At 70.8% G+C, this 14,217-nt stretch carries 13 protein-coding genes and 1 tRNA gene; 7 read left to right on the forward strand and 7 right to left on the reverse strand.

Annotated elements, in window-relative coordinates; all coding sequences use genetic code 11:
- Positions 1 to 37 precede the first annotated feature (37 nt).
- The gene (locus G4Z16_RS22430; protein ID WP_197352484.1) at positions 38 to 415 is read left to right on the forward strand and encodes a hypothetical protein; all 378 of its coding nucleotides are present in this window, start codon (positions 38 to 40) and stop codon (positions 413 to 415) included.
- A 50-nt stretch (positions 416 to 465) separates the two neighbouring features.
- Positions 466 to 1,458, forward strand: coding sequence for a spermidine synthase (locus tag G4Z16_RS22435; protein ID WP_197352485.1), 993 nt, complete (start codon positions 466 to 468; stop codon positions 1,456 to 1,458).
- A 59-nt stretch (positions 1,459 to 1,517) separates the two neighbouring features.
- On the opposite strand, the gene G4Z16_RS33105 is transcribed toward G4Z16_RS22435, so the two are convergent.
- Positions 1,518 to 1,736 carry a hypothetical protein gene (locus tag G4Z16_RS33105; protein WP_343070887.1) on the reverse strand — a complete coding sequence of 73 codons (219 nt, stop codon included), beginning with the start codon at positions 1,734 to 1,736 and terminating at the stop codon, positions 1,518 to 1,520.
- A gap of 389 nt (positions 1,737 to 2,125) precedes the next feature.
- Between G4Z16_RS33105 and G4Z16_RS22445 the strand changes: the two genes are divergently transcribed.
- The 4 genes from G4Z16_RS22445 (at position 2,126) to G4Z16_RS22460 (ending at position 7,176) form a co-directional block, all read left to right on the forward strand.
- Positions 2,126 to 2,842: a response regulator transcription factor gene (locus tag G4Z16_RS22445; RefSeq protein WP_197352487.1), complete on the forward strand. Its 717-nt coding sequence runs from the start codon at positions 2,126 to 2,128 to the stop codon at positions 2,840 to 2,842.
- A 16-nt stretch (positions 2,843 to 2,858) separates the two neighbouring features.
- Positions 2,859 to 4,316 carry a sensor histidine kinase gene (locus G4Z16_RS22450; protein WP_197352488.1) on the forward strand — a complete coding sequence of 486 codons (1,458 nt, stop codon included), beginning with the start codon at positions 2,859 to 2,861 and terminating at the stop codon, positions 4,314 to 4,316.
- An 878-nt stretch (positions 4,317 to 5,194) separates the two neighbouring features.
- Positions 5,195 to 6,250 (forward strand): chitinase, encoded by a 1,056-nt coding sequence (locus G4Z16_RS22455; protein ID WP_197352489.1) that lies wholly within the window; start codon positions 5,195 to 5,197, stop codon positions 6,248 to 6,250.
- Between the two features lie 314 nt (positions 6,251 to 6,564).
- Positions 6,565 to 7,176: a M23 family metallopeptidase gene (locus G4Z16_RS22460; protein ID WP_197352490.1), complete on the forward strand. Its 612-nt coding sequence runs from the start codon at positions 6,565 to 6,567 to the stop codon at positions 7,174 to 7,176.
- 90 nt (positions 7,177 to 7,266) lie between these two features.
- Here the strand turns inward: G4Z16_RS22460 and G4Z16_RS22465 are convergent, their stop codons facing one another.
- From G4Z16_RS22465 to G4Z16_RS22485, 5 genes are all read right to left on the reverse strand, one after another.
- A complete protein-coding gene (locus tag G4Z16_RS22465; RefSeq protein WP_197352491.1) occupies positions 7,267 to 7,959 on the reverse strand; it encodes a DUF6069 family protein in 693 nt (230 codons plus the stop codon).
- Between the two features lie 250 nt (positions 7,960 to 8,209).
- Positions 8,210 to 8,282, reverse strand: a tRNA-His gene (locus tag G4Z16_RS22470).
- Between the two features lie 134 nt (positions 8,283 to 8,416).
- Positions 8,417 to 9,022, reverse strand: coding sequence for an oligoribonuclease (orn, locus tag G4Z16_RS22475; protein WP_197352492.1), 606 nt, complete (start codon positions 9,020 to 9,022; stop codon positions 8,417 to 8,419).
- A gap of 24 nt (positions 9,023 to 9,046) precedes the next feature.
- Positions 9,047 to 10,381, reverse strand: a complete 1,335-nt coding sequence (locus tag G4Z16_RS22480; RefSeq protein ID WP_197352493.1) for a helix-turn-helix domain-containing protein — start codon at positions 10,379 to 10,381, stop codon at positions 9,047 to 9,049.
- A gap of 403 nt (positions 10,382 to 10,784) precedes the next feature.
- Positions 10,785 to 11,204, reverse strand: a complete 420-nt coding sequence (locus tag G4Z16_RS22485) for a hypothetical protein (RefSeq protein WP_343070888.1) — start codon at positions 11,202 to 11,204, stop codon at positions 10,785 to 10,787.
- Positions 11,205 to 11,534: 330 nt separating this feature from the next.
- Between G4Z16_RS22485 and G4Z16_RS22490 the strand changes: the two genes are divergently transcribed.
- Positions 11,535 to 12,056, forward strand: a complete 522-nt coding sequence (locus tag G4Z16_RS22490; RefSeq protein ID WP_055485117.1) for a universal stress protein — start codon at positions 11,535 to 11,537, stop codon at positions 12,054 to 12,056.
- Between the two features lie 290 nt (positions 12,057 to 12,346).
- Here G4Z16_RS22490 and glmS read toward each other — a convergent pair whose 3' ends face one another.
- Positions 12,347 to 14,173 (reverse strand): glutamine--fructose-6-phosphate transaminase (isomerizing), encoded by a 1,827-nt coding sequence (gene glmS / locus G4Z16_RS22495; RefSeq protein WP_197352494.1) that lies wholly within the window; start codon positions 14,171 to 14,173, stop codon positions 12,347 to 12,349.
- Between the last annotated feature and the right edge of the window lie 44 nt (positions 14,174 to 14,217).

Raw genomic sequence — 14,217 nt, forward strand, 5'->3', positions numbered from 1 at the left:
CATGACCATTGCCGAGGAGCTCGGAGGAAGGGTCGCTATGGACACCGGTTCGGGAGTCCGCACCGTCTCGGGCGGTGTGCCCTGCGACCTGGTGACCGTCCCCGCCCGTCAGGGCCTGGAGGCCGTGGACATTCTGCGGCTGCGGGACGGACTGGGTCCGGTTCTGCTGTACGACGGGGACACCCTCGGGTTCCTCGTTCCGCCGGGCACCGCCGCCTGCTGGGATCTGCCGGGCAGCGCCTGCACACAGACGCCCGGGCGGCCCCGAACGGTCGCACAGGAACCTCCACTTGTCGGCACGGGCTGGCTGGTTCCCCCGGAGTACGCGTTCGGAGTGGCCACCGACGCGTCGCTGCTGCGGGCGGCGCTGGGGGAGGCCGCCCGCACCATCGCGGCCGTCGACCGCTGTCAGTGAGCTGCCACCCGTACTGAGCTGCGCTGACGCTCTGCGGCGATACTGGACGTGTGGCCAAGGGCGGACAGCGGCGGAGCGGCGGCGCGAAGAGCGACCGCGGAAGAGGCGGCGGCAGCGCCGGAAGCGGCGGTGGTGCCGGTGGCACCCGTGGCAGGGGCCGCCGGGCGCGGGAGACACTGACCGCGCAGGTCGGCGGCGGCAGCGCCGAACTGGTTCCGGACCCCGAACGTGCGCACGGCTGGTCGCTGTTGCTGGAGGGCGCACCGCAGTCCTACGTCGATCTCGGCGACCCCACACACCTCGGCTTCGAGTACCAGCGCCGGCTGGGCCACGTCATCGACCTCGCCGCACCGCCCGGACGCCCGCTGCGGGTGCTGCACCTCGGAGGCGGCGCCCTCACCCTTGCCCGCTACGTCGCGGCCACGCGGCCGCGGTCGACGCAGCAGGTCGTCGAGAGCGACACCGGCCTGATCGAGTGGGTTCGCACCGCGCTGCCCCTGGAGCGCGGATGGCGCATACGGATACGCGGCGGGGACGCCCGCGAGGTGCTGACCAGGCTCCCTCAGCGCTGGGCGGACCTCGTCATCGCCGACGTCTTCGCCGGCGCACGCACCCCCGCGCATCTCACGAGCACCGAATTCCTGCACGAGGTGCGGCGTGTGCTGCGTGCCGACGGGCTCTACGCCGCGAACATCGCGGACGGGCCGGGAGGGGGCGACGGCGACGGCGCGGCGCCCGGGCGCAAGCGCCGCCCGCTGGACCATCTGCGTTCCCAGGTCGCCACCGTGCGCGAGGTGTTCAGCTGCGCGGCCCTCGCGGCCGATCCCTCGGTGCTGCGTGGCAGGCGCTTCGGCAACGCTGTACTCCTCGCCGCCGACCGGGAGTTGCCCGTCGCGGAGCTGACGCGGCGCTCGGCGGGTGACCCGTATGCCGGACGCGTGCAGTCAGGAGATGCCCTGGCCCTGTTCGCCGGGGGCGCCGCGCCGGTCACGGACGCCACGGCGACGCCCTCGCCCGTGCCGCCCGACGACGTCTTCCGCTGACGTACCCCCTGACGACCGCCGACGGCCCCGATGCGGTCGTCGCTCGGCCGGGAGCCGGCTCAGCCGTTGTCGTAGGACTCGATGCGCGGCGGGCCGCCGTCCCAGCGGCAGAAGATCGAGGAGGACTGCCCGTCCTTGGTGAAGGTCACCCGGATCCAGGTGGTGTCCTTCCAAACCTGCGTGTCCCAGCCGTCGTTGGGGGTGGCCGAGACGAACGTCGCGTAGTCCTCGCGCATGTCGAAGACGGCCCGGCCGCCCGCGACGCTGGCGCCTTCCACCCTCCCCGAGTACGCGGGTGCCGGCTCGGACGTTTCGGACGGCGGCCTCGTCGTGCGCCCGCCGCCGGGCGCGGACCCGGAAGGGCTCGGCCGCTGCGTCTCCGGCGGTTGCGGCTCGGACTTCGAAGGGGACGGCGTCGGCTCGGGTTGCTGGGGGGAAGGCGATCCGGGACCGGTCGTCGACGACGAACCGTCCGCGATGGGCAGCGACCGCGGCGGATCGTATTCCGTTCCGGCCAGGACCGTGTGTACGCCGAACCAGGACAGAGTCACTGCAGCGCTCGTGGCCAGTGCCCACGCTGCGGCGTGCACAAGTGCTCGTCGTCCCATCCCTGTCACCATAGCCGCAACCTGCTCACTCCCGTTTCGGTATGGACTAATGTGCGCGCATGGCCCGTGTGCTCGTGGTCGAGGACGACCAGTTCGTACGTTCCGCCCTCATCCGACACCTCAAGGACGCCTCGCACGTGGTGCGCAGCGTCGGCACGGCGCTGGAGGCACTCCGCGAAGTCGCCCAGTACGGATTCGACGTCGTGATCCTGGACTTGGGCCTCCCGGACCTGGACGGCGCGGAGGCGCTGAAGATGCTGCGCGGCATCACGGACGTACCGGTGATCGTCGCCACCGCGCGCGACAACGAGAACGAGATCGTCAGGCTCCTCAATGACGGAGCGGACGACTACCTGGTCAAACCCTTCTCCGTGGAGCATCTCTCGGCCCGTATGGCCGCTGTGCTGCGCCGCTCGCGCGGCGGCACCAACGGGGGAGGGGGGCAGGGCACGGTCACGGAACGGGTGCTGAAGGTGGGGGGCCTCGCCATAGATCCCCTGCGGCGGCAGGCGGAGCTCGACGGGGCGCTGCTGGACCTGACCCGGCGGGAGTTCGACCTGCTGACTTTCCTCGCCGGCAGACCGGGCGTGGTCGTGCCGCGCAGGGAGCTGCTGGCCGAGGTGTGGCAGCAGGCGTACGGGGACGACCAGACCATCGATGTCCACCTCTCGTGGCTGCGCCGCAAGTTGGGCGAGACGGCCGCCCGGCCCCGCTATCTGCACACCATCCGCGGCGTCGGCGTGAAGCTGGAGGCGCCGGAGCAGGCGCGGCCGTGAGAAAGGACATACGGGCATGAGATGGGCACTGGTGAAGGTGTGTCTCGCCGTGACAGTCATGGTGGTGATCGCCTTCGCTGTGCCCTTGGGGCTCGTGGTGAAGGAGACCGCTCGGGACCGGGCGTTCTCCAACGCGGAGCGGCAGGCAGCCACGGTCGGTCCCGTGCTGGCGATCACGACGGACCGGCAGCAACTGGAGAAGGCCGTCGTCAGCACGGAGGCCGGCGGTGAAGGCCGCCTCGCCGTGCATGTGCCGCAGGCCCCGGAATCGTCGTCCTCCAGGAAGGCGGGGTCCTCGGCCAGGGCCGGTTCGCAGGGCGCCGTCGAGGTCGGGCGGCAGCGCGCGACGAAGGAGCAGCTGGAGACCGCCCGGCGCCAGGGCCGCGCCTCGACGGTCAGGGTGGAGGGCGGCTACACGCTGCTGCGGCCCACGGCCGTCGCCAGCGGCGAGTTCGCCGTCGTCGAGGTCTTCATCCCGAACGACGAGGTGACCCACAACGTCACGACGTCCTGGCTCATCCTCGCGGGCGTCGGCATCGCACTGATCCTCGGGTCGGTGGCGGTCGCCGACCGGCTCGGGACGCTGATGGTTCGCCCGGCGGGGCGCCTGGCTGCCGCGGCGCACTCCCTGGGCGAGGGAAAGCTGGGCGTGCGGGTGCCGGAGGACGGGCCCAGCGAACTGCGTTCCGCCGCCGCCGCGTTCAATGCCATGGCGGACCAGGTCGTACAACTCCTCGCCAACGAACGGGAATTGGCGGCCGACCTCTCGCACCGGCTGCGCACGCCGCTGACGGTGCTGCGTCTCAACGCGGCCTCGCTCGGCGACGGCGACGCGGCCGAACACACCCGTGAGGCGGTCGCCAAGCTGGAGAGCGAGGTCGACCACATCATCAGCACCGCACGCGAACAGCGCGAGCAGCGGGCCCAGACGACCGGCACCATGGAGGCCTCGGCCTGCGACGCGGCGGAAGTGATACGCGAGCGCATGTCGTTCTGGTCGGCACTCGCCGAGGACGAGGGCCGCGAGGCGCGGCTGGCCGGCGTCGACCGACCTGTCCGTGTGCCCGTCGCCCGGGGCGAGCTCGCAGCGGCGCTCGACGCGATGCTCGGCAACGTCTTCCGGCACACGCCGGAGGGCACGGCGTTCTCCGTGGACGTCCACCACGGCGGGACCGCGAGCAACTCGGTGATCGTGCTCGTCTCCGACGCCGGTCCCGGCATAGCCGACCCGGACGCCGCGCTCCGGCGTGGCCACGGCGACGGCCGACCCGGCTCGACCGGGCTCGGGCTGGACATCGTGCGCAGGGTCGCGGAGTCCACCGGCGGCGATGTGCGCATCGGTCCGTCGGTGCTCGGCGGCACCGAGATACGGGTCTGGCTGACGCTGGACGGCGGCGAGGCGGAGCGCCGCCGGCGCGGTCGCCGCCGCTCCGACCGTGTGCGCCGCTCCCGCCTTCCACTTCGCCGCGCCTGACGGGCGCGCTGCGGTGCGCATGTCCCCTTCCGGTGCCGCCCTGCGTGGCTGAACGGCTCCGGCGGCGGGGGTTGCCACTGCGGTGGTGGTGGTCGGCCAACTGGCGTGGGTGGATGGGCGGTTGAGCCAGTGCGAGGGGAGCTCGCTCGGCGCCTTTGTGCGTCGCCGCATGCGGATCGCCGTGCCGTACTCACTCGCTACCGGGTCGCTGGTCGCGCTCGGCGGCGGTGGGCGGAATGCAGTGGCCGTTCAACCGGCCTGGGTGGGCGAATCGCCGCGTCGCACCTGCCTCGCCACGTCGCACCGCCTCGCCGCTCGGCTCGCGTCGTCGCGGACGGCGTCGGTACGCGGGATGTGGCAGTCGCCCAACTGGCCTGGGTGGCGGCCCGGTTCGCGGGAGCGGGGTGCCCCCGAGGTCTGGACTCGTGCGACCTGCGCGGCTCGCGGCGCGCCGCCCTCGTTTCACGGCTCGGGTCTCCTGGTCGCGGCCGGCGTCGGTGTGCGGGACGCCTTGATCGCGGCACGACGCCGATCCGCGTGGGGGCGCGTGCTGCGAGGCAGACGATCGCCGTCGTGTCCCCGAGGGCGGCGATGCCCCTGCGACGCCCCCGCCGCACCCACGCCTGCGTGCCGCTTCGCGCGACTCGCTCCCACCTCGCCCCCAACACCCGGGCGCGCCCGTCCGGCCCGCGCCCCGTACGCAGGGATTCCCGCTCCCCTGAGGGGCTTCGGCCTTTCCATAACCGGACCATTCCCCTCCCTTAAGCGCGGCCTAAGTATTTCAACTCCCGTCCGTAACAGGGGAATTGTCCGACTCGGCCCCGCTAGTTTGCTGCTGGTCCGCACCATCACCCCCACACTGATGAGGCATCCCCACGATGACGAACAACCCTGCGGCACAGCCCCCTCGGAGCAGCCGGAAAGTGAAGCTCGCCGTGGCCGTCGCCGCCGCGGCGGCAGTCGCCGGCTCGGCCTTCGCGTTCGCCGGGAACGCGAGCGCCGGTGAAGAGCACCGTGACGGCGGGAGCAAGGCGAAGCCCTCGGCGGCGGACGGTTTCGCGCCGTACGTCGACACCTCGCTCCAGCCGTCCTTCGACCTTCTCAAGAGCTCCGAGAAGACCGGCGTGAAGGAGTTCAACCTGGCCTTCATCACCTCCGGCGGCGGCTGCACCCCCAAGTGGGGCGGCACCGAGGACCTCGGTTCCAACGCCGTGGCCAAGCAGATCGAGGAATTCCGTGCCAAGGGCGGAGACGTGCGGGTCTCCTTCGGCGGTGCGGCCGGTTCCGAACTGGGCCTCGCCTGCAACTCGGCCGGTGAACTGGCCGAGGCGTACGGCAAGGTCATCGAGGCGTTCGCCCTGAAGAAGGCCGACTTCGACATCGAGGGATCCGCGCTGCCCAACACCGAGGCCAACACGCGCCGTGCCCAGGCGATCGCCCAACTCCAGAAGAAGCACAAGGACTTGGACGTCTCCTTCACCCTGCCGGTGCTCCCCGAGGGACTGACACAGGACGGCACCGGCCTGCTGGAGAACGCCAAGAAGAACGGCGTGAAGGTCTCGGCGGTCAACATCATGGCCATGGACTACGGACCGGCCTACGACGGCGACATGGGCAAGTACGCCATCGACGCCGCAACGGCCACGCAGAAGCAGGTCAAGTCGGCCCTGGGCATCGATGACGACGCCAAGGCGTGGAAGACCGTGGCCGTCACGCCGATGATCGGCGTCAACGACGTCAACGTCGAGATCTTCAAGACGGATGACGCGGCCGAGGTGAAGAAGTTCGCCGACGAGAAGAACCTTGGCTGGCTGTCGATGTGGTCGGCCACCAGGGACAAGGAATGCCCCGGAGGCCCCAAGGACCAGGCGGACCCGACCTGTTCGAGCATCGAGCAGGGCCCTGACGCCTTCGCCAAGGCCTTCACCGGCTGACGTCCCGCACGCGCCGGCCGCCCGGCGGCCGGCCCCCGGATGAGAGTGGGGCGCAGCGCCTTCCCCCCACACCCCGCTGCGCCCCACTCTTTCTTTCCCTGTCTCTTCCGGTCAGCGCGCAACGCCGCGACCGGCCGACCCCGTCACACGGCTCCGTCAGCGAGCCGCCCGGCCGGCCGTCCCGCCCGCGCCAGAGGCATGTTCCCGCTGCCACACCCGGACCTCACCCCAGAGGGTGACGGAGAGCCGAGGTCGTCACCCCTCCGGACAACTCCCGCGTGCGGGCGCCCAGCGGGTGACTTTTGCTGCCAGGTATGACACCTGAGACGCGGCGAGAGTCAGGCAGCATCGTCAGGAGGATATTGACCGGCGGGCTCGCGGCAGCCGTATCCATATGCGGCTTCGCCGGTTCGGCGTCGGTGAACAGCCGGCCCCACACACTGGCACCGGCGTCCGACGGCGCCGGGCACGAACAGGCGCCAAGACACGAGCGACATGCACACAGCACGCCGGCGTTCTCCTACTCACGACCCATAACGAAGGCCGCCCGAATATCCGAACGGTGGGGAGTCCCCGGAGGGTGGGCGGCCGGCCATCACACAGGCATCGACTTCGCCGCCCCCACAGGCACCCCCGTACGGTCCGTCGGCACCGGGAGGGTGGAACTCGCCGGGGAGGCAGGCGCGTACGGCAGAGCCGTGATCGTTCACATGAAGGACGGGAAGCACGTCCTCTTCGCACACCTCTCGAAGATCACCGTCCGGTCGGGGCGCGTCGTCCGCGCGAACACCGTGGTCGGTGAATCGGGCAACACCGGCCGCTCGACCGGCCCCCATCTGCACTTCGAAGTACGCAAGGAGCGGGGCTACGGCACCGAGGTCGACCCCGTCACCTACCTGGCCCGGCACGGAGTCCGTATCGCGTAGACCGCGAGGCATCCCGCCCGGCCAGCATGAGGCCCTCACCGGAGAGGCGTCCCGGTGAGGGCCTTGCCACGCCTCGAGAGCGCACAGGCGTCAGCGGCGCCCGCCGTTGGTGGTGGCGGTCCGCGCGACCGTCGACAGCAGGGTGCCGACAACGACACCGATCACGAGATAGACGCCCGCCGAGCCTGCCTTCGCCTCCCAGCTCGCGTCGGAGGTGAAGGGCAGCAGCATCACGGCCGCCGTGCCCAGCGCGATGATCCAGCCGAGGAAACGCCCCGGCTGCGGCGTCGCGAGCACCAGCAGATGCAGCACGGCGGTGGCCGCCAGCGCGGCGAGTGCGGAGCCCAGCGCGAGCTGCCCCGTGGAGGTCAGCTCCATCGTGCCTTCCTCCTCGGGCGCGAAGACGGGGATGTCCAGCACGCCACGTACGAGCAGCAGCGCGACCGCCGCCGCGAGCGCGGCCACCAGCGCCACGACGACGCCCCCCGCCCACAGCCGCACGAAGCTCACGCGTCCCCGGCCGCCGGGCGGACGGTCGTGGTCGAAGCCGTTCGTCCGCTTCTCGGGCACGTACGTCCCGGAATTGCGGTACGGGTCGGGGTAGCGGGCGGCAGGGGTGTAGTAGCCCCTGGTGGGGTCGAAGGTCTCGAACGGGCCGTCCTGGGCGCCGGACCCCTGGTCCTGGCCTTCACGGCCGGACTGCCCTGACTCCCCGTTCCGGCGGCGCCGGCCGTGCGGACTGTGAGGGTCCTGAGGGCCGTTCGGGTCTTGTGGACCTGCCATAGGTATCGAGTCCTCTCCCTGGGCCACCCCGGACCGCCGTCCGTTCCCACCAGGCTCGGTCCGCCTCGCGGCTGCCGCATCCCCAGCGGTCGCACCGCTCACCCACGCGGCTGTACGGGGCGCCGTCCGCCCGTCCCGAACGGCCGCCCGGCGCGGGGCCGTCGGCGCCGACGGCGAACCACGAGGCTTCCCACGGCGCACGAAAAAGACCCCCGCCCGGTTTCCCCAGGTGAGGGCCTTGATCAGTGAGGGTGAATGACGGGACTTGAACCCGCGACATCCTGGACCACAACCAGGTGCTCTACCAGCTGAGCTACATCCACCACGACCGGCTCGCTCTTCCGTCCGGCCGAGAAAGAGTGTACAGGGTGCGCCGGGGTGCTCGCGCACGGGTTCCTGCGCGACGACGGCCCCGTGGGGCTCGCGCGGTGCCCCTGCCGCCGACGTGCCGCCGGCCTCAGGAGGCGGGCGGCACCACGTGCTTGGCCGCGATCTTCTTCGCACTGTCGGCGTCCGGTCCGGGCGCGGGTACGAAGACCGCCTCCCGGTAGTAGCGCAGCTCCGCGATGGACTCGCGGATGTCCGCGAGGGCGCGGTGGTTGCCGTTCTTCGGCGGGCTGTTGAAGTACGCGCGCGGGTACCAGCGGCGTGCCAGCTCCTTTATCGAGGACACGTCCACGATGCGGTAGTGGAGGTGCGCCTCCAGTTCGGCCATGTCTCGGGCGAGGAAGCCGCGGTCGGTGGCCACCGAGTTGCCGCACAGCGGCGCCCTGCCCGCGTCCGGCGCGTATTTCCGCACGTACTCCAGGACCTGCGCCTCGGCATCGGCCAGGGTCGTGCCGTCGTCGAGCTCGTCGAGCAGGCCCGACGCGGTGTGCATCTCACGCACGATCTCCGGCATCGAGGCCAGCGCCCGTGCCGGAGGACGGATCACGACGTCCACGCCCTCCCCGAGTACGTTCAGCTCGGAGTCGGTGACCAGGGCGGCCACCTCCACGAGCGCGTCGTCGGACAGCGAGAGGCCCGTCATCTCGCAGTCGATCCACACCATGCGGTCATTCATGCGCTTCACCCTACGTCCACACGGTCAGCCGCGGCCCCGCTGTCCCGGCACTCTGGGGGCCCAGGCATCCGATTCGGGCTTGCCGGGCTCCGGGCCCTCCTGGCGGGAGTCGCGGTGGACGCGGGGGGCGTCACGCAGGTCGCGTGAGGCGTAGGGGCCGGCCGCGTGCAGCATTCCGTGATGGCCGCCGTTGCCCACGCCGCCGGAAACCGTCGCGTCGCTCTGATGCATCGGCGCGGAGCCGCGGCCGCCTCCCTCTGCGCCGCCCGGACCCCCGTCGTCGCCCCCGTGACCGTTGCCCCCGTTGGCTCCTTCCGGCCGCCTGATGCGGTAGGCCGCCCGGTAGGCGGCCGGCGACGAGCCGAGCTGCCGACGGAAGTGGCCGCGCAGCGCGACGGGAGAGCGGAAGCCGCAGCGCCCGGCGACCTCGTCGACCGAGTAGTCGGAGGTCTCCAGCAGCCTCTGAGCCTGGAGCACGCGCTGGGTGATCAGCCACTGCAGGGGTGCACTGCCCGTCAGGGAGCGGAAGCGCCGGTCGAAGGTTCTCCGGGACATGTACGCACGAGCGGCGAGCGTCTCCACGTCGAACTGTTCGTGGAGGTGTTCCAGCGCCCACGCGACGACCTCGGCGAGCGGGTCCGCGCCCATTTCCTCGGGTAAAGACCTGTCCAGGTGGCGTGAATGGGCTCCTCCCTCCGCGCCGCTGCCGCGTCGGGGAGGCACCACGAGGCGGCGGGCGAGGGCTCCGGCCGCCTCGCTCCCGTGGTCGGTGCGTACGACGTGCAGGCAGAGGTCGATGCCGGCCGCGGTGCCGGCGGAGGTGAGGATGTCGCCGTCGTCGACGAACAGCTCGCGCGGGTCGACGTGGACGGACGGGTAGCGCTTGGCGAGCGTCGGCGCGTACATCCAGTGGGTCGTGGCGGGTCGCCCGTCCAGCAGCCCCGCGGCGGCGAGCACGAAGGCCCCGGTGCACAGCCCGACCAGGCGCGCCCCCTCCTCGTGCGCCCTGCGAAGGGCGTCCAGAGCCGCGGCAGGCGGCGGCTGGGTGATCGACCGCCAGGCCGGGACGACGACGGTGCCCGCTCGGGACAGTGCGTCCAGCCCGTAGGGAGCGCTCAGTTGGAGCCCGCCGGTCGTACGCAGCGGCCCGTCCTCCCCCGCACACACCAGAAGCCGATAGCGGGGGACCCCGGCGTCCTGGCGGTCGATGCCGAAGACGGAGAGCGGTATGGAGCTCTCGAAGATGGGACCTCCGCTGAACAGCAGTACCGACACGATCTCTCGGCGCCGCCGTGCGGCCAGCTTGCGGGTCGTCGCCGGGCCGTTCGTCGAGTCCTGATGGCTCTTTGGAACGCTCACCGGAAGTCAGCCCCCCTCAATCGTCGCGTCCTCTCGGTCCTGCACGTTTCCCCCGCGGCGAAAGCCAAGATCGAATCTACTGTGTCGGACGTGGCCGGTGGGACAAGTTCGACACTCGACGCTATGTCGACATGGCAACTTGGCGTGAAGCATTCGATCACGAAGCGTTCCATTCGGTGACGCCACTGGGAAGTGCGCATGCCGTCCCTGCCCCGCCGCCGTATGAGCCACACGTGACCGTCGGTCCTTTCCTCGCAGGTGGCGAGGGGTGGTGAAGTTGCGGGCTCAACTGCCGTGACCAGGAACAAATTTGGCCGAAAAACACGGGGGCCCCATCTGGGATTCGGACAACCCTCAAACGTGCGCCCCCGAGAACCGGCGTACGCCGGTGTGAATTCAGCCGCTACGGCTGACCCGGGGTTCCCCAGTGCCGTCCGCCCCGGTGCAGACCCGTGCCGGTCCGGCTGTGGCGGCCCCGGTGAGGGCCCGGTCTGCCGGCGGTGAAACGGCCGAGGTCCCGCTGTGCGTGCGCGTGCTCGGAGAGGCGCAGCAGCACCCCGCACGCCACCGTGACGACGGTGAGTCCGGCAGCCACGCCCAGGACCGTGGGCAGCGCGACGTCGCAGGTCAGCAGCGTGAGCGGGACCAGTGCACAGCTGAACGCGCCCCAGCGGACCAGCCCCGTGGCAGCGGCGGAGGCGCGGGCCGCGGACTCCGCCTCCGGGTCCTGGTCGTCGTCGTTCTGGTGCGCGCGGAAGTCGAAGCGGAGCGCGGTGGACGGAAGGCGGCGGCTTCCGCCCTGTCGGTGAGTCTGAGTGGGCACGCAGGGATAACGCGGAGCTCGCCGAGGTGTAACTCACCGTGTCCGGATGATTGTTGTGCGTAAGGGGCGGGGCCGGGCGTTGCGTGACGCTGCTCCCTCAGGCATGCTCCGGGGTCAGCCAGTCGCGGCCGGTGCCTTCCAGCGCCCCTGGGCAAGGGGGGAGTCTGGTCGTACCCTTACGGGTAAGAGGCTGGAGAGGGGCCTTGGGGCGAACCTTTGGCCGGATCCTTCCGGGCGCTCAGCGCCCCTCGGCATCCCCGTTCCCCGTACGGAAGCTCACAGTCAACCGCCGCTCCCTCCGCACAGAGGACTCCTTTCGCCGAGACACAGATGGCCGGACACGAGATCCCCGAACCAGCGGACCGCAAGCAGGTCGCAGATCACAGTGCGACCGATGAAGCGGCGGAAGAAGCACGCCACTCGTGCGATCCGGCGTTCCAGCACGGAGTCGTGGTGGGCTTCGACGGGTCCATGTCCAGTGAACGTGCCCTGGCTTACGCGATCGGGATGGCCTACAGGTCCGGCTCGGGCCTGATCATCGTCCACGTGGCCAACAGGCTGCCGACGACGGTCTGGGCGGGGTGCGAGCCGCCCGTCTTCGTGGACGTGCCGGACCACCGCACGGAGGTGCTCGGCCTCGAACTCGCCTGCGCGGAGCACCTGTCGGAGGTTCCGTGGATCCTCGTCGAACGAGGCGGCGACATCTGTCACGAACTTGAAGAGGTCGGGCACGAGTACGAAGCCGACGCCATCGTCGTCGGTTCGACGCACGGTCTCGCGGGGCGGATCTTCGGCTCGGTGGCCGGGCGGCTGGCGCGGCGGGCCGAGCGCCCGGTCGTGGTGATTCCGTAACGGCTTCTCCGCCTGCCGGTGCCCAATCGTCCCCTGTGCGGCGCGACTTCAATTTTTGTCCGGCGCTGAATCTCCTCAACTCGGCATGTGGATTGTGCGCTTGTGAGGGGCATATAGGGGGCACGAGTCACTGCACATATGAACAGCGTGCTGTCGCACGGGAGGTGACGGTCCCGTGGGACGGCAACCTGCCGGCGTTATGGGCGACGCCGGCAAGGGGAGGCGGAATCCCGCGTGGTTGGTGGCCCGCGCGGGATTCCGCCCACCGCTGTCGCGTGCGTGCGCCGCCGCTACTCGACGGTGACGGACTTCGCCAGGTTGCGCGGCTTGTCGATGTCACGGCCGAGCGCCAACGCCGTGTGATACGCGAGCAGTTGAAGCGGAATGCCCATCAGCACCGGGTCCAGCTCGACCTCGTTGCGCGGCACGACGATCGTGTGGTCCGCCTTCTCCTGCTCCTGGTGCGCCACCGCGAGGATCTTGCCGCTGCGGGCCTTGATCTCCTCCAGCGTCGCCCGGTTCTTGTCGAGCAGTTCGTCGTTCGGGAGGATCGCCACCGTCGGCACCGCGGGTTCGATCAGCGCGAGCGGCCCGTGCTTGAGCTCGGAGGCCGGGTAGGCCTCGGCGTGGATGTACGAGACCTCCTTCAGCTTCAAGGACGCCTCGCGGGCCACCGGATAGCCGCGCACGCGGCCGACGAACATCATGCTCTTCGCCCGGGCGTAGTCCTCCGCGAGCTTCTTGATGTCGTCCTCCGCGCGCATGATCTCGTCGATCTGCCCGGGGAGCCGCCGCAGTCCGGCGATGATCCGCTTCCCGTCGGCCACCGACAGGTCGCGGATGCGGCCGAGGTGCAGGGCGAGCAGCGCGAACGCGACCGCGGTGTTGGTGAAGCACTTGGTGGACACGACGCAGACCTCGGGCCCCGCGTGCACGTACACGCCGCCGTCCGTCTCGCGCGCGATCGCGGAGCCGACGACGTTGACCACGCCCAGCACGCGTGCGCCCTTGCGCTTGAGCTCCTGCACGGCGGCGAGGGTGTCGTAGGTCTCGCCGGACTGGCTGACCGCGATGTAGAGGGTGTCCGGGTCGACGACCGCGTTGCGGTAGCGGAACTCGCTGGCGGGCTCCGCGTCGGCGGGTACGCGCGCCAGCTCCTCGATCATCTGGGCGCCGATCATGCCCGCGTGGTAGGCGGAGCCGCAGCCGAGGATCTTCACGCGGCGCATGCTCCGGGCCTCGCGGGCGTCGAGATTGAGGCCGCCGAGGTGCACCGTCGCGAAGCGCTCGTCGATGCGTCCGCGCAGCACCCGGTCGACCGCGTCGGCCTGCTCGGCGATCTCCTTGTGCATGTAGGTGTCGTGGCCGCCCATGTCGTAGGACTCGGCGGCCCACTCCACCGTCTCGGGCGAGGTCGAGGTGCGGGAGCCCTCGGTGGTGTACGTGCGGTAGTCGTCGGCCTTGATCGTGGCCATCTCGCCGTCGTCCAGCGTGACGACCTGGCGGGTGTGGGAGACGAGCGCGGCGACGTCGGAGGCGACGAACATCTCGTGCTCTCCGATGCCCAGCACGACCGGCGAGCCGTTGCGGGCCACCACGATGCGGTCGGGGAAGTCGGCGTGCAGCACGGCGATCCCGTAGGTGCCCTCGACCATGCGCAGTGCTTCCTGGACCTTGGCCTCGAGGCGTTCGGCCTGCGCGCGGGCGATGAGGTGGCAGAGGACCTCGGTGTCGGTCTCGGAGACGAACGTGATGCCGTCGGCGGTGAGTTTGGCGCGCAGCTCCGAGGCGTTGTCGATGATGCCGTTGTGGACGACGGCGACCTTCTCGTCCGCGTCGAGGTGCGGGTGGGCGTTGATGTCGTTGGGAGCGCCGTGCGTGGCCCAGCGGGTGTGCGCGATGCCGGTGGTGCCGGCGAAGCGGGCCGGTACGCGCTCCTCCAGGTCCCGGACGCGGCCCTTGGTCTTGGCCGTCTTCAGACCCGCGTTCTTGCCCGTGCCGCTGCTGTGGATGGCGATGCCGGCGGAGTCGTATCCCCGGTACTCCAGCCGCTGCAGACCCTCCAGCAGGAGCGGGGCAACCTCGCGTTGGCCGATATATCCCACGATTCCGCACATATTGGCTGTTGCCTCTCCTCGTCGGTTTCCACTTGGTGGTGGGC

It is taken from the genome of Streptomyces bathyalis (assembly GCF_015910445.1).
In the GTDB taxonomy this organism is placed as follows: Bacteria; Actinomycetota; Actinomycetes; order Streptomycetales; family Streptomycetaceae; genus Streptomyces; species Streptomyces bathyalis.